19 protein-coding genes are annotated in these 22,143 nt (G+C 60.7%); 9 read left to right on the top strand and 10 right to left on the bottom strand.

What is annotated here, in order from left to right:
- Positions 1–139: 139 nt before the first annotated feature.
- From PAN08_RS14910 to PAN08_RS14885, 6 genes are all read right to left on the bottom strand, one after another.
- Entirely contained in the window at positions 140–937 is a 798-nt protein-coding gene (locus tag PAN08_RS14910) for an enoyl-CoA hydratase-related protein (RefSeq protein ID WP_269792285.1), read from the bottom strand.
- Positions 934–2,439, bottom strand: coding sequence for an acetyl-CoA acetyltransferase (locus PAN08_RS14905; RefSeq protein WP_269792284.1), 1,506 nt, complete (start codon positions 2,437–2,439; stop codon positions 934–936). Before PAN08_RS14905 ends, PAN08_RS14910 begins: the two co-directional genes overlap by 4 nt.
- Complete coding sequence (locus PAN08_RS14900) at positions 2,436–4,559, bottom strand: acetate--CoA ligase family protein (RefSeq protein WP_269792283.1); 2,124 nt, start codon at positions 4,557–4,559, stop codon at positions 2,436–2,438. The genes PAN08_RS14905 and PAN08_RS14900 overlap by 4 nt, the downstream gene beginning before the upstream one ends.
- Positions 4,560–4,974: 415 nt before the next feature.
- Positions 4,975–5,889 carry a LysR family transcriptional regulator gene (locus PAN08_RS14895; protein WP_269792282.1) on the bottom strand — a complete coding sequence of 305 codons (915 nt, stop codon included), beginning with the start codon at positions 5,887–5,889 and terminating at the stop codon, positions 4,975–4,977.
- A 442-nt stretch (positions 5,890–6,331) separates the two neighbouring features.
- A complete protein-coding gene (trxC, locus tag PAN08_RS14890; RefSeq protein ID WP_269792281.1) occupies positions 6,332–6,772 on the bottom strand; it encodes a thioredoxin TrxC in 441 nt (146 codons plus the stop codon).
- Between the two features lie 221 nt (positions 6,773–6,993).
- Complete coding sequence (locus PAN08_RS14885; protein ID WP_269792280.1) at positions 6,994–7,164, bottom strand: hypothetical protein; 171 nt, start codon at positions 7,162–7,164, stop codon at positions 6,994–6,996.
- A gap of 447 nt (positions 7,165–7,611) precedes the next feature.
- Here PAN08_RS14885 and PAN08_RS14880 point away from each other — a divergent pair, with 447 nt between their 5' ends.
- The 4 genes from PAN08_RS14880 to PAN08_RS14865 all read left to right on the top strand — a co-directional run bounded on the left by PAN08_RS14880 (position 7,612) and on the right by PAN08_RS14865 (position 10,033).
- The gene (locus PAN08_RS14880) at positions 7,612–8,685 is read left to right on the top strand and encodes a 3-deoxy-7-phosphoheptulonate synthase (protein WP_269792279.1); all 1,074 of its coding nucleotides are present in this window, start codon (positions 7,612–7,614) and stop codon (positions 8,683–8,685) included.
- A gap of 152 nt (positions 8,686–8,837) precedes the next feature.
- Positions 8,838–9,284, top strand: a complete 447-nt coding sequence (locus PAN08_RS14875) for a hypothetical protein (protein ID WP_269792278.1) — start codon at positions 8,838–8,840, stop codon at positions 9,282–9,284.
- Between the two features lie 19 nt (positions 9,285–9,303).
- Positions 9,304–9,564 (top strand): GIY-YIG nuclease family protein, encoded by a 261-nt coding sequence (locus PAN08_RS14870; RefSeq protein ID WP_269792277.1) that lies wholly within the window; start codon positions 9,304–9,306, stop codon positions 9,562–9,564.
- Positions 9,565–9,694: 130 nt separating this feature from the next.
- Positions 9,695–10,033, top strand: coding sequence for a YegP family protein (locus tag PAN08_RS14865; RefSeq protein WP_269792276.1), 339 nt, complete (start codon positions 9,695–9,697; stop codon positions 10,031–10,033).
- A 487-nt stretch (positions 10,034–10,520) separates the two neighbouring features.
- Here PAN08_RS14865 and PAN08_RS14860 read toward each other — a convergent pair whose 3' ends face one another.
- Entirely contained in the window at positions 10,521–10,838 is a 318-nt protein-coding gene (locus PAN08_RS14860; protein WP_269792275.1) for a hypothetical protein, read from the bottom strand.
- A gap of 430 nt (positions 10,839–11,268) precedes the next feature.
- Here PAN08_RS14860 and PAN08_RS14855 point away from each other — a divergent pair, with 430 nt between their 5' ends.
- Complete coding sequence (locus PAN08_RS14855) at positions 11,269–12,333, top strand: linear amide C-N hydrolase (protein WP_269792274.1); 1,065 nt, start codon at positions 11,269–11,271, stop codon at positions 12,331–12,333.
- 51 nt (positions 12,334–12,384) lie between these two features.
- Positions 12,385–13,182, top strand: a complete 798-nt coding sequence (locus tag PAN08_RS14850) for a hypothetical protein (RefSeq protein ID WP_269792273.1) — start codon at positions 12,385–12,387, stop codon at positions 13,180–13,182.
- 140 nt (positions 13,183–13,322) lie between these two features.
- Here the strand turns inward: PAN08_RS14850 and PAN08_RS14845 are convergent, their stop codons facing one another.
- Both PAN08_RS14845 and PAN08_RS14840 read right to left on the bottom strand, forming a co-directional pair.
- Positions 13,323–14,114: a siderophore-interacting protein gene (locus tag PAN08_RS14845; RefSeq protein ID WP_269792272.1), complete on the bottom strand. Its 792-nt coding sequence runs from the start codon at positions 14,112–14,114 to the stop codon at positions 13,323–13,325.
- A gap of 87 nt (positions 14,115–14,201) precedes the next feature.
- Positions 14,202–14,696, bottom strand: coding sequence for a PadR family transcriptional regulator (locus PAN08_RS14840; protein WP_269792271.1), 495 nt, complete (start codon positions 14,694–14,696; stop codon positions 14,202–14,204).
- A 394-nt stretch (positions 14,697–15,090) separates the two neighbouring features.
- Between PAN08_RS14840 and aceE the strand changes: the two genes are divergently transcribed.
- Entirely contained in the window at positions 15,091–17,778 is a 2,688-nt protein-coding gene (aceE, locus tag PAN08_RS14835) for a pyruvate dehydrogenase (acetyl-transferring), homodimeric type (protein ID WP_269792270.1), read from the top strand.
- Positions 17,779–17,879: 101 nt separating this feature from the next.
- Positions 17,880–19,817, top strand: coding sequence for an NACHT domain-containing protein (locus tag PAN08_RS14830; protein ID WP_269792269.1), 1,938 nt, complete (start codon positions 17,880–17,882; stop codon positions 19,815–19,817).
- Between the two features lie 88 nt (positions 19,818–19,905).
- On the opposite strand, the gene PAN08_RS14825 is transcribed toward PAN08_RS14830, so the two are convergent.
- The gene (locus tag PAN08_RS14825; RefSeq protein ID WP_332840108.1) at positions 19,906–20,445 is read right to left on the bottom strand and encodes a transposase; all 540 of its coding nucleotides are present in this window, start codon (positions 20,443–20,445) and stop codon (positions 19,906–19,908) included.
- A 472-nt stretch (positions 20,446–20,917) separates the two neighbouring features.
- On the opposite strand from PAN08_RS14825, the gene PAN08_RS14820 reads away from it, so the two are divergent.
- On the top strand, positions 20,918–22,135 hold the full coding sequence (locus PAN08_RS14820) for a GGDEF domain-containing protein (RefSeq protein ID WP_269792267.1): 1,218 nt from the start codon (positions 20,918–20,920) through the stop codon (positions 22,133–22,135).
- Positions 22,136–22,143: the final 8 nt, after the last annotated feature.

Below are 22,143 nucleotides of genomic sequence, written 5' to 3'. Positions count from 1 at the left end.
CCCGGGGACACCGCCGGGGGGGCCTGGACGTCTCTGGGGCCAGCTGCGCGGCGGGGGGGAGGCCATTGCGCAGGGGCCACACTGATGAGACGGCAGGGAACGGTGCCCCGGATGCACTGCGCTCAACGTGCGCGGGAAGTCATGTACCACTCCAGCGTGGGGGGCGTTTCTCCAGAAATGCGCGCGGGCCTTCCTTGAAGTCGTTGCTGTTGGCGACGGTGCGCATTGCATGCGAACTGATCTGCCGCAATGCCCGGTCATCGTGATCGAAGGCGGCGCGGGCCACAGTCAGGCTTTCACGTACCGCGATGGGGGCATTGGCGCAGATACGCTGCGCCAGCGCGAGCGCACGCGCCTGCAGTTCAGCCATGGGTACAACATGGTTGACCAGACCGATCTGCTGCGCGCGTTGTGCCGACAAGTGCTCACCAGTGAGGATCAACTCGATGGCCAGTGCGCGCGGAATGGCGCGCGTGAGGCGGTACAGACCACCGGCGGCGGCGACCAGCCCGCGTTGCACTTCGGGCAAACCGAAAGCAGCGTGCTCGGCGGCCACAATCAGATCGCAGGCCAGTGCGATTTCGGTGCCACCGGCCAAGGCATAGCCATTGACTGCCGCAATCCAGGGTTTCTGCCGTGGCTGGTTCACGAAGCCGGCGAAGCCACCGCTGGGGGTGCTCAAGCTGGCCGCTTCGCCTTCGGCAATCATCCGCAGGTCTGCGCCGGCACAGAACGCCTGCTCGCCGGCGCCAGTGAGCACGGTGCACCAGATATCGACGTCGGTTTCGGTGATGGCGACGGCCTGCTCCAGCCCGAGCGCGACATCGTCGTCGACCGCATTGCGTGCCTTGGGGCGACTCAGCGTTACCCAGGCCACGTGCGCGGCAACGTATTGCAGAGTCACGCCTGCGCTGAGTTGACGGAGGTCGTTGCTCATATCACCAGACTCCACTCTGAGTAGCCCTGCTGCGTGGGTCGCAATACACCGGTACGACCGACCGGGGAAATATCGCGATCAGTGAGTGCCAGCAAGGTCCATTTATCGTCGGGCGAAACACGCGCCAGCGTGCGCGTGTTGTGCGGGGTACGCACTATCGCCACGCCATGTTGTAAATCACCGTTGTGCTGGTAGAGCAGGGTGAAGGCTTCCAGCTGGGCGTTGCCCAGTGGTTCGATCTCGATGCCGGGCACGGCGCTGCGGTGGCTGTCGGCGATCTGCTGCACGTTGCTGTAAGCCAGCTTGGGATGGCCTGGGTACGGGCGTCGTGCCAACACCAGCCCCTGATGTTTGGTGACGAATTCCCCCTGGCCATAGAGCAGGCCACGGGAGACAGACAGGGAAGTCCGCAGGCGTCGCACCATCGCGCAGATCGCATGCGTCATGTAGTTGCTCAGCGGTGCGCCGAAGAAGGTCAGGCCGCCGGTGACGGTGGGCTCGAATTTTTCCGGTAGGCCGAGGGTGCGGCGCGCCATCTTTGGCACGCAGGGGAAGCAGCTGTAGAGCTCCATGGCCTCGAATGCGCCACCGGCCAATTGGGCGCAGGTCGTCAGCACCGCATTCTGTGCATGGCTTTCCCAATAGTGGTCGCGCGCCAGGAAGTCGCGCGGTTCCTGTGCCTGCGCTCCGCCCCACGGATACACCAACTGCTGCTCCGGAATGCCGATGCTGCGTGCGTGTTCCAGGTTAGTCAGCAGCACCGCGGCACCTTGGTTGATCTGGGGGTTGGCCACCATCAATTTGGTATACGGCCAGGCGACCATCCGATTGTCGGGGGATTCAGTGACGATGTCGGTCGCGCTGCGCGGCTCAGGTAGCCAAGCGTTGGCGTTGCTGGCGGCATGCTGTGAGTAACGGCTCCACAGTTCCCCGGATTCGCGTTGTGCCACTGCAGGAGATTGCCGCCAGTGCGCGGCGCTGGCGGTTTCGTAGAACGGATAGACCGACAACGGCTGACTGCAGCCCAGACGTACCGCCAGTGGATGCACGATATCGGCGCCGCGCAGTCGTACCGGTACGTCGCTGCTGGGTGCCGTCCACGGCAGTTCCACGCCTTGCCGTAGCGCATGGGTAACGGTGTGCTGCGCCTCGGCACCGCAGATCAGGGCGACCTGGCTTTGCCCATTGGCGATGCGTTGTGCGGCACCCTGCAGGAACGCCAGTGGACTCTGCCCGCCAACCTCGCCATACGTGGTGTGGCGGGGCCGAATGTCCAGGCACTGGGCAAGGTGGCCAGGGGCATCAAGATAAGGCCAGCTGCTGATGTTGACCACATCCAACGAATCCACCTGCGACAACAGCGCCGCACGCGCGTCATTTTCGGCGGCGTGTGCGGCGCGCAGCATCAGGTCCATCGGTTCCAGCCCATGGCTGGGCTCCGAGGGACGGTCGATCCATTCGCCGACACCAACGATCACCGGAATGTTGGAAGGAAGAATCAAGGCGCATCCTCCACGTTCCACAGTGTCAGTCCGTCCAGCGCTTCAACATGACCGGGTGTGGCCAGCAATGGATTGACTTCCAGAGACTGCAATTGCGGACCCAGTGCCAAAGCGGCGTTGCCGATGCGGGTGATGACTTCGGCCACCTCGTTGCGGTCCACCCGGATGCCGCCGCGATAGCCGTCCAGCAAACGCGATGCGCGCAGTTCACTCAGCATCGTTAGCACGTCATCAGGTGTTACCGGCAGCAAACGCAGGCTGGTGTCTTTGAGCAGTTCCACCCAGATGCCACCCAGGCCGACCGCAAGTACCAACCCCCATTGCGGGTCGCGGACGATGCCGACCAGCAGCTCGATGCCCTTGTCGCGCATGGGCGAGATGATCACGCCGTCAATGTGCGCGTCGGGGCGCGATGCGGCTACCGCGGCGCGGATCTGCTGATAGGCGTCGGCCGCGTTGGCGGGCGATACATTCAGCTGAACACCGCCGACATCGCTTTTGTGGGCGATGTCAGGCGAGGCGATCTTCAACACCACCGGGCCACCGAGGTCATGGGCGATGGCGTGCGCTTGCGCGGCATCGGTGGCGACGCGTGCGGTAATCACCGGTACGCCGTGGCTGGCGAGATAGTCCAGTGTCTGCCGTTCGGTGGAGGGCCGTGCATCGTTCAGCGCAGCACCGTTGGCGACATGTGGCGCTTGGTGCTCCTTGCGCTTACGCGCCCACCATTGCGCACTGGCAATGGCCGACAGGCCTCGGTCCACGCCCGCAGCGACATAGGCAATGCCGTGGTGCTCGGCAAGCAGGCGACTGTAGTCGACCACCGGACGCGGCGTCACGCTGAGCAGAACGCTTTGTTTGCCGATGGCGGAGAAGCCGACACCCACTTCAGTGATGACCTGTTCGGAATAGCCTTGCAGGGGCCCGGTTGGCATGTCGAACAGGCAAGCCACCAGGTCCACGCCGGGATCGCTGGCCAGGGCGCGGATGCCGGTCGCAAACAGCGAAGGCTCAAGGATCGCTGCGCCGGTTAGATCCAGCGGATTGTGCGGGGTGCCGAAGTCGGGCATCACTTGTTTCAATGCGTCGCAGGTGGGCGGCGACAGTTCAGCCAGCTGCAGGCCAATGACTTCCGCACGATCGGCGGCCACCTCGCAGATGCCACCGGAAATGGCCAGTACTCCAACGCCGCCGCTACGTGGCCGTACTTGCGACAACAGGCCAGCCGTGGCGACAAGATCATCTACCGAATGCACACGGATGATGCCCAGTTGTCTGCACGCTGCATCGAACACGCGGTCGTCGCCAACCAGCGAGCCGGTGTGCGCCTGAGCGGATTTGGCGGTGATCTCACTGGTGCCGATCTTGAGCGCGATGACGGGCTTGCCGGCGCTCAGGGCGCGCTGTGCGGCAGCAGCGAGAGTCTGCGCATCGCGGGAGGTTTCGAGGAACAGGCAGATGACTCGCGTGGCTTCATCGTCAACCATGTAGTCAACGACACGCGCCACATTGAGGTCGGCCTCGTTGCCGGTGGAGACGATGTAACTCAAGCCCACGCCTTGGCGACCAGCGAACTCAGCGATGTAGCTGGCCGTGGCGCCACTCTGTGACACCAAAGCCACATTGCCGGCGAGCCGGGTGGGAAGGTTGATCGTCCAGATCGGCACGCGGTCAATGAAGTTGATGAAGCCCAGGCAATTCGGTCCCAGCAGATGAATGCCTTTCGCGCGAGCAGCGGTGGCCAGTGACGCCTGACGTCCCGCACCATCACCACCCATTTCGGCGAACCCGGAGGTGAGGATCACCGCATTGCCAATGCCGGCTTCGTGCAGATCCTGCAAGACTCCTTCGATCGCGCGCATGGGCACCATGAGCAGGGCGGCATCCACGTGCTCGCCGAGTGCACGGCAGGAGGGAGCCGCGTTGATGCCATGGACGCGGCCACCGTTCGGGTTGACGACGTGGATGCTGCCTTCGTAGCCGAGCCGGCCGAAGTTGGCGAAAGCTCCGTTGGACCATGCCGAGCGCTCGGTCGCGCCAACCAGCGCTATGGAACGCGCGCGCAGTAAGCCATCAAGACCGGCGTGTGCGCCAACCTGCGTCTTCAATTGTGCATTCATCAGGACGTGCTCTCTTGCTGTCGTTTGCCGCTGATGGCCTGCGCGCCTGTTGTGGCGTCGCCGAGGTGGGCAAGCATTTCCTTGGGGGTCATGCGCAAGTACTACAGTGGCCACTGCGGGGTTGTTCCGGTTGCACCCTTGTTTCTCGGTGCGTGGGTTCGGTTACGTCGGGTACTTGCTGCATGTGTATGCCAGCAACCGCCTGGGACGTGCATCCTGCGTCTGCTTGAACCTGTTCACGCCCAAAGGTTTACGCCGCATCCGGCCCGTTGTTCGGAATTCTGCGTAGGGTTGGGGCGTGAACAGGTTCAAGGCGACGCGATCAGTGGAATCCACTATCGGAATCGATGCCTGCGGCGTCCAATACGAAATTGACGGTAATCAATAACAATCACGTCTGGATGACGCGCTGCTTTCAGCGTGCCGTTATCGGATTGTTTGTCGCGCCCGCGCCCAGTGCGATTTGCCAGCACAGCTCGACCGCGGGTTGCTGTGGGCTGCGGCGACGCACCAGGCGCAGCGCAATGTCGTCGGCATCGGCGAACGGACGCATGCACAAGCGCTCACGCAGTTGTGAAGGTGGCTTGCGAATGAAATTCAGGCCGACCACGTCGCCACCAAGAATGCGTTGCAGCCAGAGGTCGCTCATCATTTCGTGATCCACCTGCAGCACCGCGCCGGCTCGCTGCGCGGCGCCGAACAGCTGCTCATGCATCGCCGGATTCAATCCGCGCTCGAAGGACAGGATCGTCCTGCCGTGGAGGTCGGCGCTGTGCACGACCTTGAGCGCAGCCAGGGGATCGTCACTACGGCAACACAGGTGACATGGCGCAAGGCTGATGAGGTGATAGTCGAGTAGGGGGTCGATGACCTCGCCCACGGTGAACGCCATGTCCAAAGTGCCGGTCGCCACACGCTCAACCAATTCCGGGCTCCAGCCGAGCACGATTTCAATCTGGATTTTTGGCTGCAGCTGAGCGAAGCGTTCCAGCAGGGCCACTCTTTTGGCGAACAGATGCGAGTAGGGAGGCAATCCGATGCGCAACAGCGGGCGGTCCTCTCGGATGCGCAGCATGCTGGCGCAGGCGCTGAATTCCTCCAGCGACTGCATCACCGCATGGGCTGGGCCACGCAACGCTTTACCTTGTTCGCTCAATGCCACGCGACGGCTATCGCGGATGAACAGATCGAACCCAAGCTGTGCTTCCAGTTTTCGGATCTGTGAAGACAGCCACGGCTGTGCGACATGCAGTGTCTCAGCCCCTCGAGTGAAGGACAGGGTGTCCGCGACGGCAACGAACATTTGGACAAGACGGGAATCGGTACGCATGACGCACGCTCACACGAAGGGGAGGTTGCAACGCTGGCCAGAATGGCGGGACCAGTATGGCGATACTTTTTCCGCCGATAGCGATGAGCGATGCAATCAATGCGTTCTGTTCAAGTGCATGCCGTTGCGTCTTTCAGGCGGGCATCTGGGACGCAAGCAGGTGCGCGCAAGCGGGGAATGCCCGCCGTTGGTGGCGCGCGACGGGTAGCCTTCGTGAAGGCGAGCGGACGAAGTGTTTCTCAATGAAACACTCGGCGAGCCCGCAGCTTCTGTTGGGGCAGATGTGACAGTCGGCTTGCGTCGCCCGGGCAAGTGAATGCGCCCCGGGGTTCCGCGCGAACGGATGCCAAGACTTTCAATGCGAATGTAGGGCGCAGCCACGCTGCGCGGAGGATACGGGTTGCCGGGTCTGGCTCGGCGCTACCGCGAAACCGTGAATGGGTTAACGCTGTGCCCATTGCACGATGCTGTTGGCCGGCATGACACCGGACTGGCGCGCGATCTCGCGCCCATCCCGAATCAATACCATGGTGGGAATGCTGCGGATGCCGAAGCGCGAAGCCAGGGCGGGTTCGGCCTCGGTGTCCACTTTGCCCAACCGCATCTGTGGTTCCAGTTGCGCGGCAGCCTTGGTGAACTCTGGTGCCATCTGTCGGCAGGGGCCACACCAAGCCGCCCAGAAATCGACCAGCAACGGAATCTGCGAGCGACTGGCATGCGTGTCGAAGTTGGCCGTGGTCAGCGACATCGGCGTCGCGGTGAACAAGGCATTGTGGCAGCGACCGCACGACGGCGATTGGGTCAGGCGTGCGGCGGGTACGCGGTTGATGGCGTTGCAATGCGGGCAGGCGATCTGCAGGGGATCGTTGTTGGCAGTGTTCATGTCTTGGCCATGCGCGGGCAGTCAGCGAGGGCGTGAGTATGGCGCCGACGGAGTGAACCACGGGTGGCGATGGCGGCTGGCGCGAATCAATGTGCCGCGCACAGCCCCAGTGCCCCCAGTTCCGATTTCTGTGTATCGGAGAGCGCCGCCATAACGGTGAGGCGCTGCGGATATCGCTCAGGGTGTCGCCCTGCCCGAGGCGGCACCCTGAGCGAGGCGGATCACTCGATGTTCAAGCTACGCAGCACAACCAGATTGTTGGCGGTGAGCATCGTCAACAACAGATTGTCGCTGGGGGTGATGCCACTCCATTGCTGGTTGTTACTCTTGCGGCAGCTATAGGTGATCGGCCTGCCGCGCCCGTTGGCCAGGAAGCCGCCGGACATATCCATACAGCGTCGCTGCACGACTGATCGCCGGTAACGCGGAGACGTCGAACACCTGCGTATCCAGTGCGCGATCGCATTTGGCCACGCTGACACCGGCCGAGTTGCGGTCGGACGAAGACAGGTGACCCTGATACAGGGCGACGATGGCAGCTGGAAGGGGGACGTACGGTTGTCGGGCCCGGCAACCGTACGTCGTGGCGCCGCTGTCTGTTGCCTGTGAAACTGTCGCATCGCACAAAAAACCGTGTTATCAATGCTCCCCATGAACGCAGCCCGCGCCAGCTTTTACTTTTGGTATTACTTTCCGAAGCCGCTGGCGGAGGAAGGACTGCGCTCACCCTGAAGAAACTTTCAGATGCATTCCCGAAAAGCCGCCAGCACACCTGGCGGCTTTTTTTATGCCGCCACTGCTGGGGCAAAACCTTCACGTTTTGAACTGGAGTCCCTGCAATGCCCCCCCACACCGATGACCTTCGTATCCGCAAACTTGAACCGTTGACCCCACCGGCGCAGCTGCTGTCCCTGCTGCCCTGTGACGATGAAACCTCGCAAACCGTGGCCGACGCCCGTGCGTCCTTGCACCGCATCCTGCACGGTCAGGATGACCGCCTTGCCGTCGTGGTCGGGCCGTGCTCCATCCACGACCCGGTCGCGGCGATGGAATACGCACAGCGCCTGCGCCCGCTGCGTGATGCACTCGGCGGTGAACTGGAAATCGTCATGCGTGTGTACTTCGAGAAGCCGCGCACCACGGTGGGCTGGAAGGGCCTGATCAACGACCCGGACCTGGACGGCAGCTTCAACATCAACAAGGGACTGCGCGTGGCGCGTGGCCTGTTGCGTGACATCAACCGCCTGGGTCTGCCGGCCGGCGTGGAGTTCCTGGACGTGATCTCGCCCCAGTACATCGCCGACCTGGTGGCCTGGGGCGCCATCGGCGCGCGCACCACCGAGAGCCAGGTGCACCGCGAGCTGGCCTCGGGGCTGTCATGCCCGGTGGGCTTCAAGAACGGCACCACCGGCGATGTGAAGATAGCCACCGACGCCGTCGGTGCAGCCTCGCATCCGCATCACTTCCTGTCGGTGACCAAGGAGGGCGGCACCGCCATCGTCGCTACCCAGGGCAACCCGGATTGCCACGTGATCCTGCGCGGCGGCAAGACCCCCAACTTCGACGCCGCCAGCGTGCAGGCCGCCAGTGAAGTACTGGCCAAGTCGCACCTGCCAGCACGGCTGATGATCGACGCCAGCCACGCCAACAGCAGCAAGAATCCGGAAAACCAGCCCAAGGTGATTGATGACATTGCCGCCCAGCTGCGCGGCGGTGAGCGGCGTGTGGTTGGGGTAATGATCGAAAGCCATTTGGTCGCCGGCCGTCAGGAACTGGTGGAAGGCCAGCCGCTGGTATACGGGCAGAGCATCACCGATGGCTGCATCGACTGGGACAGCACCGTGCAGGTGCTGCAGCGTTTGGCCGAGGCCGTGCGCGAGCGACGCCGTACCCAGCTGGAAGTGGCCGCCTGAGCCAATGCGTGACAGTTCCACTGGCGTGGAGCGGCCTGTCCAAGTAATTTACGCGGCGGGGGCAAGCAGCCCCCGCCTGCTGTGGCGACAGGGGAATGCGTCTCACCCGGCAGGAAGCCAATAAAAATCACCGTACCAGGGAGAAGGAAGTGATGCGTACCCGTATTTGCACCATGGCGTTGGCACTGATGCTGGCCCCGTCGATGGCAGTTGCCGCCAAAAAGCCGGTTGTGGATTCGGGCAGCGGCTGCCTGCAGAACCTTTCGGTGGCCGGCGGCTTCACCACCGGCAAGCAGTTCCTGGCCTCCACCGACCACGAAGGCATCAGCTACGCCGATGCATTCGCCAAGACGGTGGCTGCGATCGAGGCAGAAGGGATGGTCGGGGTCTACCCGAACGAGCAGACCGGCTACATCGCCGCAGAAAACCCGGTGCGAGGCGGCGGCGGTTCGACCGTGCCGCTGCGTACCACTGTGCGCCGCCAGGGCGATGGCACCGTCCGTGTCGAAGTGCGTTTCAGCATCAAGGGCGGGCAGTTGACCTCCAACAAGGCCGTGGGCGAGGGCCTGTGCAAGATCGCCGACGCCGCCAGCCTGTAATGGGTCACCCGGAGCCTGCATGACCGCCGCTGGCTGGTTCCTGTATCTGCTCGAATGCAGTGATGGCAGTTACTACGCGGGCATCAGTACCGACGTGGAAGCACGGTTCCGGGTTCACCTCAGTGGCAAGGGTGCGCGCTACACACGGGCGCACCCACCGTTGCGCATTCTGGGCCAGCGGGCCTATGCCGACCGTTCCGCCGCCTCGCGGGCCGAGTGGGAGCTGAAACGGCTCCCGCGCGACCGCAAATTGGCGTGGCTGGGGCGGCAGGAAGATTAAGGTAAAGTCCGACGGGCGGCCGCAGCAGATTGCGGCCTCATCCGTCCGGGTATCCGGGCTCACAGCCTTGCATGCGGTTGTGCTATCAGCGTGACCGCATGCCGGCATCATCCTCAGAAGGGGAATCGTGATGGCGGGTTGGTACGAGTTGGACAAGAGCAGTGACGGTCAGTTTTACTTCGTGCTCAAGGCAGGCAATGCCGAGGTGATTCTCACCAGTGAGCGCTACACCGCACGACCTGCCGCAGAAAACGGCATTGCCTCGGTACAGAAAAACAGCCCGGATGAAGCGCGTTACGAGCGCAAGACCAGCAGCGACGGACGCCATCATTTCAATCTCAAGGCAGCCAATCATCAGGTGATCGGCAGCAGCCAGTTGTACGCCTCACAAGCGGGACGCGAAGCCGGTATCACCAGCGTCAAGGCCAACGGCCCCAGCACCACCATCAAAGATAAAACCGGCGATTGAGCGGGGCTGCATTGCTCCGCTTGAGCCCCTCTCCCGCAAGCGGTAGAGGGGTTGAGGTGAGGGCAGGTCGAAGCCGGGTTGCTGGGAGCAGGCATCAACGTTTCCAAAGCCCGCTGTAAATCACAGCACGCGCTCACACGCCCTCATCCGCCCCTACGGGGCACCTCGCTCCGCGCCCCAGCCACGCACAGCGTGCGTAGCGTTCAGTCATGCACGAGCCAGTGGCTCGTAAGCCGCATGCCTTCACCCCGTAAACGGGAGAAGGGATGGGGTCAGTCATTCTTCCTGCAATTGGTGCGTAGCCCCGTAGCCCGGGTAAGCGCAGCGCATCCTCAGCGGAGGCAGCACGTCGACAGGCGTGGCATTGATCAACAGATCGTGGCTCTGAATGACTGTTCCCGGGTGCGCCGCATACCCGGACTACGAATCTATCGTCGAGTTTGCTGCGGCTCACACGTCAACGTATCGAGCCACCCAAACCCATCAATCACTCGCAGCGCACGGCGGTAATCACATTGGCCGCATCCAGGAACACGCGTAAACGATCCTGGCGGATGTCACGCGAAACGATGGTGCCCGGGCCAATCGGATTCAGCAGCCCAGCGCCGCTTTCACTCTTGAGGCGGCGGATGTTCGCTTCGTTGCCGGGTTGACCCACGGCCCATTGCGATTGCGTGTCATCGCAGCGGCCGTCGCCGGCAACGGTGGGGCCAGGCGTCGTCAGGCAGCCGCTCAGACTCGCGGCGACTACGACAGCAGCGGCAGGAAGACAGAACTTGCGGAGGTTGACGAAAGAGAGATTCATGCGAAGGGACAGGGTCTGCGGCCGGATTTGGCTGGCCCGAGCATAGCAGTCGCCCGATGCTCACCCTGTGTGAAAGTGCTGTCTGAAATCCACTGACTGCAGAACAGGACAGCGCAATGACGCCCAGTCTTCGTATGATTCTGCTGCTTTCACTGTTGATCGGTATGGCGATGAAACTACGTGAAACTGCACCGGCTTACTACCTCGGGGCAACGCAGCACGTTCCCGGATGCGGTCGCATGCGCACTGTGATGGCATGAAGAAGGTCCGCCACCGTGCGGGTCTTTTGCGGCCCACTAACGGTTGCTCTCGGTTGATTGCAGGGCGTGATGTAGTCCATATCTGCTTTTCATTGCTGCATGACAATGCACTGGCTAGTTTCAATCTGTTTGGTAGTTCCGCGCGGGTCAATCCAAAAGGAGCTTTACCCATGAAAGCAGTTCAGCGATCCATCGTGGCCGCATGTGCCACCGTTTTGTTCGGGGCATTGACCTTTCCGCAGAGCGCGGATGCCTGCACGCGTTTCGTTTATCACGGTGCGGGCAATGACGTTTTTACCGGCCGCTCGATGGATTACAAGATCGATACCGGCAGCCATCTGTGGATGTTTCCGCGCGGCCTTCAACGCAATGGCGAAGCCGGTGCGAATTCGCTGACATGGACCTCGCGGTACGGCAGCGTGGTCACCGCTGCCTATGACTTCGCGACCACCGACGGCATGAACGAGGCCGGCCTTGTTGCCAACCTGCTGTGGCTGGCCGAATCGGAGTACCCCGAGCGCAACAGCGACAAGCCGGGCCTGAGCATTTCGGCATGGACGCAATACATGCTCGACAACTTCGCCACCGTTGAAGAAGCGGTGAAAGCCCTCGCCGACGAACCGTTCACCCTGATCACGGATTCAGCGCCGGGTGAGCAGCGCCTGGCCACGTTGCATCTGTCCTTGTCCGATGCCAGCGGTGACAGCGCCATCATCGAATACATCAAGGGCAAGCAGGTCATTCATCACAGCCGCGAGTACACGGTGATGACCAACTCGCCGATCTTCGAAGAGCAACTGGCACTGGAAAGCTACTGGCGCCAGATTGGTGGCACGGTGATGCTGCCGGGCACCAACCGAGCGTCCGATCGCTTTGCGCGCGCTGCGTTTTATGTCGACGCCATTCCCAAGTCCACCGATCCGGTGGAGTCCACGGCCAGCGTGTTCGGTGTGATCCGCAACGTGTCGGTGCCGTATGGCATCACCACGCCGGACGAACCGAACATCTCGTCCACCCGTTGGCGCACGGTGTCCGATCATTCCCGCAAGCGCTATTACTTCGAGTCGGCGCTCAGCACCAATGTATTCTGGGTGGACCTTCAAAAGACCGACTTCAGCGAACGCACCGGCAAAGTGAAGCGGCTGGATCTGGGCCCGCAGCAGCGCACCATCTATTCGGGCGAAGCCAATGCGCAGTTCAAGGACGCCAAGGCGTTCCGCTTCCTGGGCGTTTAAGTACGCAATCCGCGAGCCCGGCAGAGCGGGCACGCGTCATCCGGAGGTCCAATGGATACCCGATTCAGATCAAAGCGCCGGCGCGCGCCGCTGCTGATGGTGTTGCTGGCAATGGGCGGGATTCCGCTCGCTCAGGCGCAGGCTGTCGACAGCAGCGATGCCGACAGGTGGCGCTTCCAGGCCACGCCTTACGTGTGGATGAGCGGCATGGAAGGCCGGGTGCGTCCGTTCCGTCACGCGCCGATGGCTGACGTGCATAAATCCTTCTCCGAGTTGATGGACAGCCTGGATGCTGCGGCCTTCGTCACCGGCACCGCGCGCCGTGGCAACGTCGTGTTGCAGGCCGATGTCACCCATGCCTCCACCTCGGATTCGACCCCCTTGCCCATTGGCATCGCGGCCAACACGAAGGTGCGGCAGAGCTCGGCCACGGTCACCGCTGGGTATGCGTGGATGACGACCGAGCGCACCGGCATCGATCTGATGGCTGGCCTGCGTTATTGGGATATCAGCGCAGCGGTGAACGTGCCGGGGGTGGTGTCGGCACGTTCGGAGTCATCGTTTGTTGATCCGATTGCTGCAGCGCGTTGGCGGCAGGCGATCGCACCACGCTGGAGCAGCGTGGCCTATGTGGATGTGGGCGGCTTTGGTGTGGGCTCAGATGCCACCTGGCAGGTACTGGCATTGGCCAACTATCAGGCCAATGACACTCTTTTCCTGTCGATGGGCTATCGCCATTTGAGCGTGGATTACCGCGATAGCGGCAAGCGCCTGGACGTGTCGCTGTCCGGTCCGATGCTGGGGGTGACCTATCGGTTTGGGCCTGGGCGGAGTGCGGGGCCGCTCTAACGGTTTGCAGAGCTGAAAGCCTGAAAAGCCTCCCTCCCTTTGGCCGCAGGCCAAGGGCAGGGGTGCAGTTGGCTCCTTCCTCACGCAACACGTACCGCGATAAGGAAGAGATAGAGCGCAGGCCCTATCTACAGATCACCTCATTCCACCTCGTCCGGGTGCGCCTTCCAGTAACCCGTGGAGCGGATCCAGTCCTTCGGCACGTGCAGGTGGCCTTCGATGAACTTGCGCATCATCCGCGCACGGCGTGACTCGGTGGCAATCCAGTAGTGCGTGTCGCCATCGGGCTGCTCGAAATCCACCAGCGCATCTTCCAGCAGGGTGCTGCTGGCTGCGTCGAAGCCATTGCGCTCAAACCACGACACCGTCACCTGCGCCGGGCTTTCCAGCGGCTGGCGGTCGCCTTCTTCGGGGATCTCGATGAAAACTTCCGCTGTCGCATGCGCCGGCAGTTCGGCCAGACGACGTGCAATGGCCGGCAGCGCGGTTTCATCGCCGATCAGTACATAGGTGTCGAAATCATTCGCGACCACATGCGAGCCACGCGGGCCTGCCACCACCAGTTCATCGCCGACTTCGGCGTTGGCGGCCCAGGTGGTGGCCGGGCCGTCACCATGCAGCACGAAGTCCAGCACCAGCGTGTTGGCAGCGGCATCGTAGTGACGCGGGGTGTAGTCGCGGGCGGGCGAGGGCTGCAGGCCTTCCGGGTAGCGCGGGCCCTGCTCGGTCAGCTCCGGCAGCACGAACGCACCTTCGTTATTGGGGAAAAACAGCTTGACGTGGTCGTCCGGCGAGCGGCTGTCAAAGCCTTCCAGCGCTGCGCCGCCCACCACGATGCGCTGCATGTTCGGGGTCAGCCGCTCGCTGTGCAGTACCTGCAGTTGGCGGAAGCGGGGCGTGAGGCGGATCAATTGGGTTTCGTGCAGTGACATGGCATTACCTGTGTGGTCAATGACGGCGTGTGCCGGGGTGACCTGGCTGGATCGCTCTGGCTTGGTCGTGGGGGTCAACGTTTGAATTCAATCCTGCGGAACGTCCTGCACCAGCGCGGTGGCCTGTTCCAACAGAGCGGTGATGCGTTCGATGTCGGCGTTCTGCCAACGGCCGTGGCGAGCCATCACTGAATGCGTGAATTCGTGCATGGCATCGCGCAGTGCCGGCGGCATGTTGGCGCGGGTGATGACGCGCGCGCTGTGGCGGGCACGCAGCAATGCGTCCTCTACCTCGGTGGCACGCTGCTTCAACTGCGCCTGGCCCAGGCTGGTGATGTGGTAACGCTTGCGGCCGCCGTCTTCTTCAGCGCGCACCCAGCGTTGGTTCTCAAAATCGGCCAGCAGCGGATACACCGAGCCGGCGCTGGGCGTGTACACGCGCACGAACATCTCGCTGATCTGCTGGATCAACTCATAGCCGTGGTGTGGGCCTTGGCCGATCCGCGACAACAGCAGCAGCCGTAGATCGCCACGGCCCAGGGCGCGGGGGGAATTGCGACGGCGGGGTTCGGTAGCGGTCATGGCATCTTTCGATATATCGAATTGGCAGAAACGATATATCGAAAACTCACCGACAGCAATCGCCGCAAGTTGCTGAACGGCAGACAGAGCGTTCTGCCAGCCATCTGCTGCCTGTTGGCTGATGGATGCTGCAATGCAGCATGACTCCACTGTCACTGCCCTGACCCGACCGGGTGGCAGCGTCAGCGCCTGTATCCAGCAACAAGCGCGATGCAGGGCTGTCCCGGGGTGTCCGAGTTCATAGCGCAAGGCTGTCGCGAGCTGTCTTGCGGACACTGGCTTTTGGACTGCCATACGCATCCGTAGCCAGCTTGGCAAGGGGCCGGGTGCGCTACACTTTGCAGCTCAAAATAACGAACAAGCGCGCGCGTGCGCGCAGTAACTGGGAGCTCTAATGAACTGGTTGAACGAGATGCTTAACAACGACACGAACCCCCTGGAAACCCAGGAGTGGATCGAGTCGTTGAAGGCCGTTATCGATGTCGAGGGCCCCGAGCGCGCGCATCAGTTGTTGGAAGGCATGGTTGAGCTGACCCGTCGTTCGGGTGCGTTCCTGCCGTTCTCTCCCACCACCGAATACGTCAACACCATCGCGCCGAGCCTGGAAGCCAAGAGCCCGGGCAACGCCGAGCTGGAATGGCGCATCCGCTCCATCATCCGCTGGAACGCGATGGCCACCGTGGTGCGTGCCAACCGCAAGCCGGGCGACCTGGGCGGCCACATTGCTTCCTTCGCTTCCGGCGCAACGCTGTATGACGTGGGCTTCAACCACTTCTGGCGTGCCCCGAGCGATACCCACCCGGGCGACCTGCTCTTCATCCAGGGCCACAGCGCACCGGGCATCTACGCCCGCGCGTTCCTGGAAGGCCGCATCAACGAACAGCAGCTGGACAAGTTCCGCATGGAAGTGGATGGCGGCGGTCTGTCGTCGTATCCGCACCCGTGGCTGATGCCGGACTTCTGGCAGACCCCGACCGTGTCGATGGGCCTGGGCCCGCTGGCCGCGATCTACCAGGCACAGTTCATGAAGTACCTGGAAAACCGTGGCCTGATCGAGAAGTCCGACCGCAAGGTGTGGTGCTTCATCGGCGACGGTGAATCCGACGAGCCGGAAACCCTCGGCGCTATCGCCCTGGCCGGCCGCGAAGGCCTGGACAACCTGATCTTCGTGGTCAACTGCAACCTGCAGCGCCTCGACGGCCCGGTGCGTGGCAACGGCAAGATCATCCAGGAACTGGAAGGCGTGTTCCGTGGCGGCGGCTGGAATGTCATCAAGCTGCTGTGGGGCGGTTACTGGGATGCCCTGCTGGCCAAGGACACCAACGGCGTCCTGAAGAAGCTGATGATGGAAACCGTCGACGGCGAATACCAGAACTGCAAGGCCTTTGGCGGCGCGTACACGCGCGAGCATTTCTTCGGCAAGTACCCGGAAACCGCCGCGATGGTCGCCGGCCTGTCCGACGACGACATCTGGCGTTTGAACCGTGGTGGCCACGATCCGCACAAGGTGTACGCCGCCTACAACCAGGCCGTGAACACCAAGGGCATGCCGACCGTCATCCTGGCCAAGACGGTCAAGGGTTACGGCATGGGCAGCGCCGGTGAGTCGCTCAACCCGACCCACCAGACCAAGAAGCTGGATGACGAATCGGTCAAGCATTTCCGCGACCGCTTCAACATTCCGGTCACCGACGAGCAGCTCAAGGACGGCCAGGTGCCGTTCTATCACCCGGGCCCGGATTCGCCGGAAGTGAAGTACCTGCAGGAGCGCCGCGCTTCGCTGGGCGGCTACCTGCCGCAGCGTCGCCAGAAGGCCGACAAGTCCTTCATCGCACCGAAGCTGGAAACCTACGAGCGCCTGCTCAAGGAATCGGGCGAGCGTTCGTATTCCACCACCATGGCGTTCGTGCAGACGCTGAACATCAGCCTGCGTGACAAGGAACTGGGCCCGCGCCTGGTGCCGATCGTCGCCGACGAAGCGCGCACCTTTGGTATGGAAGGCCTGTTCCGCCAGATCGGTATCTACGCGCCGTACGGCCAGAAGTACAAGCCGGTCGATGCCGACCAGCTCATGTACTACCGCGAAGACCAGAGCGGCCAGGTGTTGCAGCAGGGCATCAGCGAGCCGGGCGCGATTGCGTCGTGGATGGCCGCCGGTACCAGCTATTCGGTGAGCAACGTGCCGATGCTGCCGTTCTACATCTACTACTCGATGTTCGGCTTCCAGCGCGTGGGCGACCTTGCCTGGCAGGCAGCGGACATGCGTACCCGTGGCTTCCTGCTTGGCGGCACCGCCGGCCGCACCACGCTCAACGGCGAAGGCCTGCAGCACGAAGATGGCTTCAGCCACATCGTCGCTGGCGGCATCCCGAACGTGCGCAGCTACGACCCGACCTTCGGTTACGAAGTGACGGTGATCCTCCAGCACGGCACCAAGGCCATGATGGAAGACCAGATCGACGAGTACTACTACATCACCTTGATGAACGAAAACTACGCCCACCCGGCCATGCCGGCAGGCGCAGCCGACGGCATCATCAAGGGCATGTACCTGCTCACCGACGCCGGCAAGCCGAAGAAGGGCGAACTGCGCGTGCAGCTGATGGGCAGCGGCACCATCCTGCGCGAAGCCATTGCAGCGGCCGAACTGCTGGACAAGGATTTCGGTGTCACTGCCGACATCTGGAGCTGCCCGAGCTTCAACGAACTGCGTCGTGATGGTTTCGACGCCGAGCGCTGGAACCGCCTGCACCCGGAAGCCGAACCGCGCAAGCCGTACGTCACCGAGCTGCTGGAAGGCCGCCTGGGCCCGGTCATCGCCGCAACGGATTACGTGCGTGCCTATGCCGACCAGGTGCGTGCATTCGTACCGGCGACTTACTCGGTACTGGGCACCGACGGCTTCGGCCGTTCGGACACCCGCGCCAACCTGCGTCGCTTCTTCGAGGTTGACCGTTACTACATCGCGCATGCGGCAATTGCCGCGCTGGCGAAGGACGGGAAGATGACGGCGAAAGATGTTGCACGGGCGATCAAGCAGTATGGGATTGATCCGGAGAAAGCTAATCCTGTTGGGGTTTGATCTAGCAGTTTGTTAGGTAAGGAGAGCGGCCCAAGGGTCGCTCTTTTTTTTTAAGATATTGGCTGGTATATATAATTCCCTATTTTTGCAAGGGAATGATGATGATTGGAGAGACGTTGGTCGTCGCAGTTGCAAAACCTGCAGCTGTTGCGGCGGCAAAGGGGGCAACGAATCTATTGGTGAAGTCTTTTATGGAGAAGGTGGTGATCCCATATTTCTCTGGAAAGAAATCCAAGGCGCAACTTGTAAAATCAGCAAGAACCTACTATCGAAACATGGAGGCGCGGACCAAGTATGTGCCTAGCATAGCGATCCAAGGCGGAAAATTCGTCTTGGAAAGCGTGTATGAGCCCTTGGAGCTCATTTCAGATCAGTCGGAATCGTCCATCCGAATCTCAGGGTATCCATACCAGCTATTTGACGCGGGTCGCTGCATTCTTGTCGTTGATTATGCTGGGATGGGAAAGTCGACGATTACTAAATATATATTCAGGTGCGCACTTAAGGAGCTTCAAAAGATACCCATTTTAATTGAGCTCAGGCGTGTCAAGGATGATGAGTCACTTCTGGACTTGATCTGTTTTGACTTTGTTGGGGATGTGAGGGGGAGTGTAAGGGATGAGTTGATATTGGCCATGGAGGAGGGTAATTTCGTTATCTTTCTCGATGGGTATGATGAGCTTTCACCGTCAGTTCGCCAAAGGGTAAGCGAAGAAATATCTAGGCTTTCGGCTGAGTTTCAGTACTGCAATTTTGTTTTGACTTCTCGGCCAGATCCTGCTTTAACAAGTTTTGCCGGATATCTGCGATATGACATCGCTGATCTGAGCAGGGATGAGGCATTTTCTTTACTTAGGCGGTATGACGATGGTCGTGGTGTCGCTGAAAATTTGATATCGAAAATCTCAAGCATGCCTGCAGTTGATGAATTCCTAAGAATTCCACTGCTGGTCACGCTTCTGTACAAAGCTTTTGATTATAAGGCCGTAGTTCCGATTAAGAAGAATATTTTTTATCGGCAGGTTTTTGATGCTCTGTACCAGGATCACGATCTGAGTAAAGAAGGAGCATTTGAACGCAGAAAGCGTTCAAATCTGGATATTGAAGAGTTCCATAGGTTTATGAGAAGCCTCGGATTCATGTCCTTCAGGAAGGGGGTGATCCAGTATTCGCAAGAAGAGTTTTCACTCTTGGTTGATTTGGCCTTAAAGCAGACGGGGCTCAAGACAGATGCGGCGGGACTTCGCTCTGATCTTGTGTCGGCGGTTCCATTGTTCGTGCGTGAATCAAACGAATATAGATGGTCGCACAAGTCATTTCAGGATTATTTTTCCGCGCAATTCATATATTTTGATTCAGGCTCTGATCGCGACGAGTTAATAAAGAGAATGTTCTTTGGTCAGAATGTTCAAAGATACTCAAGTTTGCTTTCCTTGCTATTTGAGATCGATCACGGACTCGTTTCGGACATGTGCATTCTTCCGTTCGTCGAAAAGTGTTGTGGTGAAGCGGGTGATGGCTTCTTTGAAGATCCGGAGATGGATATGCAATTTGGTTTTATCTCTGGAATGAGTGACGTCTTTGCTGTTCAGTCTGACGGGAAGCATCCAGTCATGGACGAGGGCTATTTTGATCGGATAGATGAGTTGGTCGGTCCGGTTAAGGATGTTTCTGAAAGGAAGTGGCGTCGCTTCTCGCGACTTGGTAATCGAGCCCCCACTTTGATTGCGACATCGGATGATGGAATTCAACGTGCTGAGTTAATAGGCGACATTGTTGGATACAGGAGAAGTAATAAGCGCGTTAAGAATTATGCGGAAAGTATTGATGGTTTGGGTGCATTTGATGGTGTTTTGGACTTGGTGTCTGTAGTGAAAGAAGCACCCAAGTCGGATTTGGCTATCTCTGCTTTTAACTTAATGCAAGTTGCGGTTAACACCTGGATTCCAACTCTTGTTATATTGGATGAGTTGAAGCGGGGGGCGGACGCTCGGCGGAGTATAAAGAGCTCCTTCTCTATATTCGATGGAATCTGCTGATGAAAACAGCGAAAATAGCGAAAACAGGGGTCGGAGTCGAGTTTCTAGGTATCTGACTTCGGAAAACAGGGATCACGGAAAACAGGGGTCAGAGTCGAGTTTCTATGTCTCTGACTTCTGTTTTCTCGGTCGGCCCCTTTTCCTGGTGTGAGCCTGCGACCGGCCTGCGCTTCGATAGCCGCTCGAAATCGCTCATTTCCCATCGGATGTTGATGTCGCAAGTGATCGCTGAAGCGCGCTGCATCTTCGTCGCACGCTTGTGGAACCAGCTCGCGATAAGCCTGCAGTCGCTCCCTTTCCATATTTTCCAACCTGCTGTAACAGACGTGCGAATGAACAAGCGGATCAGCCAGGCCATCGCATTGCGGCCATAGCTCGACCATCGGTAATCGGCCGCATGCGCCACCATCCCTGCGCGGACGGGATTGAGTTCGATATAGCGATAGCAGCGCAGCAGGTGTTCGTCGTTGGCGACCAGATGCGATTTATACCGGCCTTCCCACAACGTGCCGGTTCGTCCGTAGCTGTCATTGATGTAGCGCACATAGCGCCGCCCCAGCGATTGCATCAGCCGGCTGATCGCGCCTGTCTGGGTGGGCGTGATCAACAGATGCACATGATTGGTCATCAATACATACGCATGCACGTTGCAGGTGCCTGCCAGGGAGTGTTTACACAGATCCTGCAGGTACCGAATGCGGTCGATGTCGCGAAGAAGCAGGGTTGCTGGTCATTTCCACGTTGCATGACGTGTTGCGCTACACCGGGTAGATCGTTTCTTGGTTGTCTGGCCAAGTCGGCCTCATTGCGTGTGTGCAGACGAGGCTGAAGTGTTCGGCCAGTAGCGACGATCCGTGGAGCCAGCGGGTTGATGTGGGAACCCGAATCTGACCCGGGTTACTGCTCTTGATCGTAAGAGTTATGGGGCATTCGATAGTTGAAAGCTGCAGTGCCGGTCGGACGGCGTGATTGGGTAGGATACGCGTCTCGTAATATTCCCCGCCGCTCGCCTGGGCGCCTGCCGTACGCCATTGCTTCAACTTGGTCGGCAGTGGCCCGGCTGTCCCTGCATCCGCTCTGTCCCCAACGTCGAACACCCGATGATCGCCACCCTTCTCGTAGGCATGTTGTGTGTCTACCTGCTGAGCTTCACCGTGATGTTCCTGCTCATCAGCCGGCGCCTGCACGGCGAGAAGATGGGCATGGATGCATTTGCGGTGGGTAACCTCACGCTTGGCATGGCGTATGTGCTGCAGCTGCTGGAAGGGCCGGCGGGGTGGAGCTGGATGAGCGTGATCAATCATTCGCTTACGCTCTGCTCGTTGCTGGCGTACTGCGTGGGTGGGGCTCGCTTCTTCGGTCGCTCGACGCCGCTGCTCTGGCCGTTGATCGGCTTGGCAGTGGGGTATGCCGCCGCGCAGGTTCTGGTGGATTGGGCGTGGGGCTCGGTGGCGCGTTATTCCATGCTCGCGGCGATGTGCGCGTTGTGCTTCGTCGGCATGGTGGGGGTGCTGTTATATGGCGCGCGAACGTTTGCGCGAGACTTGCGCGGCGAAGTACTGCTGTTCGCGTTGTTGATCAGCGGCATCTGCGTGTTGAACATCATCAAGCTCAGCAAGCTGCTGAGTGGCGGGCTGGCGGCGCTGAGCATGGATGGCCAGTTCCAGATGGTCTTCTATGTCTACATGTGTTCGCTGGCGACCATTCTTCCGCCGTCCATCGTGTGGCTGGTCCTGCGTCGCTTGACGGACGCGCTTCGCAACATGGCCGCACGTGATCCGCTGACGCAACTGCTCAACCGTCGAGGTTTGACTGAGGCGTTGGATGCTTGCTTCCAGCGGCCGAGCGCCCGGGCGCGTTTGCTGTTGATCGATGTTGATCATTTCAAGCGCATCAATGACAACTACGGTCACCACGTAGGTGATGTTGTGCTGTGCGGTGTTGCCGAAGCCCTGCGAGGCGCCGTTCGCAAAGATGATCTGGTCTGCCGGCTGGGTGGCGAGGAGTTTGCTGCGATCTGCATGGGCGCTGATGACGCTGCCGCGTTGCGTGTAGCGGAGCGCGTGCGCAGCACCATCGAGCAGAAGGTCATGCTGCAAGGCGCGCGTTATGAAGGGCTGCGTTGCACGGTAACCGTGGCTATTTCCGATTGCTTTGGCGACGAGAAGTCGCTGGATCGGGCCATGCAGACTGCGGATGCAGCGCTCTATCGCGGCAAGAAGGCCGGGCGCAACCGGGTGGAGTGGGCACTGCCGGCAACGGATCGCCTTCTTGCGAATGGCCGACCGAAGGCGGATGCGGAAGCTGCGCTTTCCTGAGGCGTGAT

This window comes from Stenotrophomonas sp. Iso1, from assembly GCF_027497995.1.
Lineage (GTDB): Bacteria > Pseudomonadota > Gammaproteobacteria > Xanthomonadales > Xanthomonadaceae > Stenotrophomonas.
The sequence above is the reverse complement of the archived record's forward strand: the minus strand, read 5'-3'. Positions and strand labels throughout refer to the sequence as shown.

Coding starts and splice junctions, on each gene's coding strand:
- PAN08_RS14910 (WP_269792285.1), bottom strand. CDS start 937: ATGAGCAACGACCTCCGTCAACTCAGCGCAGGCGTGACTCTGCAATAC.
- PAN08_RS14900 (WP_269792283.1), bottom strand. CDS start 4,559: ATGAATGCACAATTGAAGACGCAGGTTGGCGCACACGCCGGTCTTGAT.
- PAN08_RS14895 (WP_269792282.1), bottom strand. CDS start 5,889: ATGCGTACCGATTCCCGTCTTGTCCAAATGTTCGTTGCCGTCGCGGAC.
- trxC (WP_269792281.1), bottom strand. CDS start 6,772: ATGAACACTGCCAACAACGATCCCCTGCAGATCGCCTGCCCGCATTGC.
- PAN08_RS14885 (WP_269792280.1), bottom strand. CDS start 7,164: ATGGATATGTCCGGCGGCTTCCTGGCCAACGGGCGCGGCAGGCCGATC.
- PAN08_RS14880 (WP_269792279.1), top strand. CDS start 7,612: ATGCCCCCCCACACCGATGACCTTCGTATCCGCAAACTTGAACCGTTG.
- PAN08_RS14875 (WP_269792278.1), top strand. CDS start 8,838: ATGCGTACCCGTATTTGCACCATGGCGTTGGCACTGATGCTGGCCCCG.
- PAN08_RS14870 (WP_269792277.1), top strand. CDS start 9,304: ATGACCGCCGCTGGCTGGTTCCTGTATCTGCTCGAATGCAGTGATGGC.
- PAN08_RS14865 (WP_269792276.1), top strand. CDS start 9,695: ATGGCGGGTTGGTACGAGTTGGACAAGAGCAGTGACGGTCAGTTTTAC.
- PAN08_RS14860 (WP_269792275.1), bottom strand. CDS start 10,838: ATGAATCTCTCTTTCGTCAACCTCCGCAAGTTCTGTCTTCCTGCCGCT.
- PAN08_RS14855 (WP_269792274.1), top strand. CDS start 11,269: ATGAAAGCAGTTCAGCGATCCATCGTGGCCGCATGTGCCACCGTTTTG.
- PAN08_RS14850 (WP_269792273.1), top strand. CDS start 12,385: ATGGATACCCGATTCAGATCAAAGCGCCGGCGCGCGCCGCTGCTGATG.
- PAN08_RS14845 (WP_269792272.1), bottom strand. CDS start 14,114: ATGTCACTGCACGAAACCCAATTGATCCGCCTCACGCCCCGCTTCCGC.
- PAN08_RS14840 (WP_269792271.1), bottom strand. CDS start 14,696: ATGACCGCTACCGAACCCCGCCGTCGCAATTCCCCCCGCGCCCTGGGC.
- aceE (WP_269792270.1), top strand. CDS start 15,091: ATGAACTGGTTGAACGAGATGCTTAACAACGACACGAACCCCCTGGAA.
- PAN08_RS14830 (WP_269792269.1), top strand. CDS start 17,880: ATGATTGGAGAGACGTTGGTCGTCGCAGTTGCAAAACCTGCAGCTGTT.
- PAN08_RS14825 (WP_332840108.1), bottom strand. CDS start 20,445: ATGACCAATCATGTGCATCTGTTGATCACGCCCACCCAGACAGGCGCG.
- PAN08_RS14820 (WP_269792267.1), top strand. CDS start 20,918: ATGATCGCCACCCTTCTCGTAGGCATGTTGTGTGTCTACCTGCTGAGC.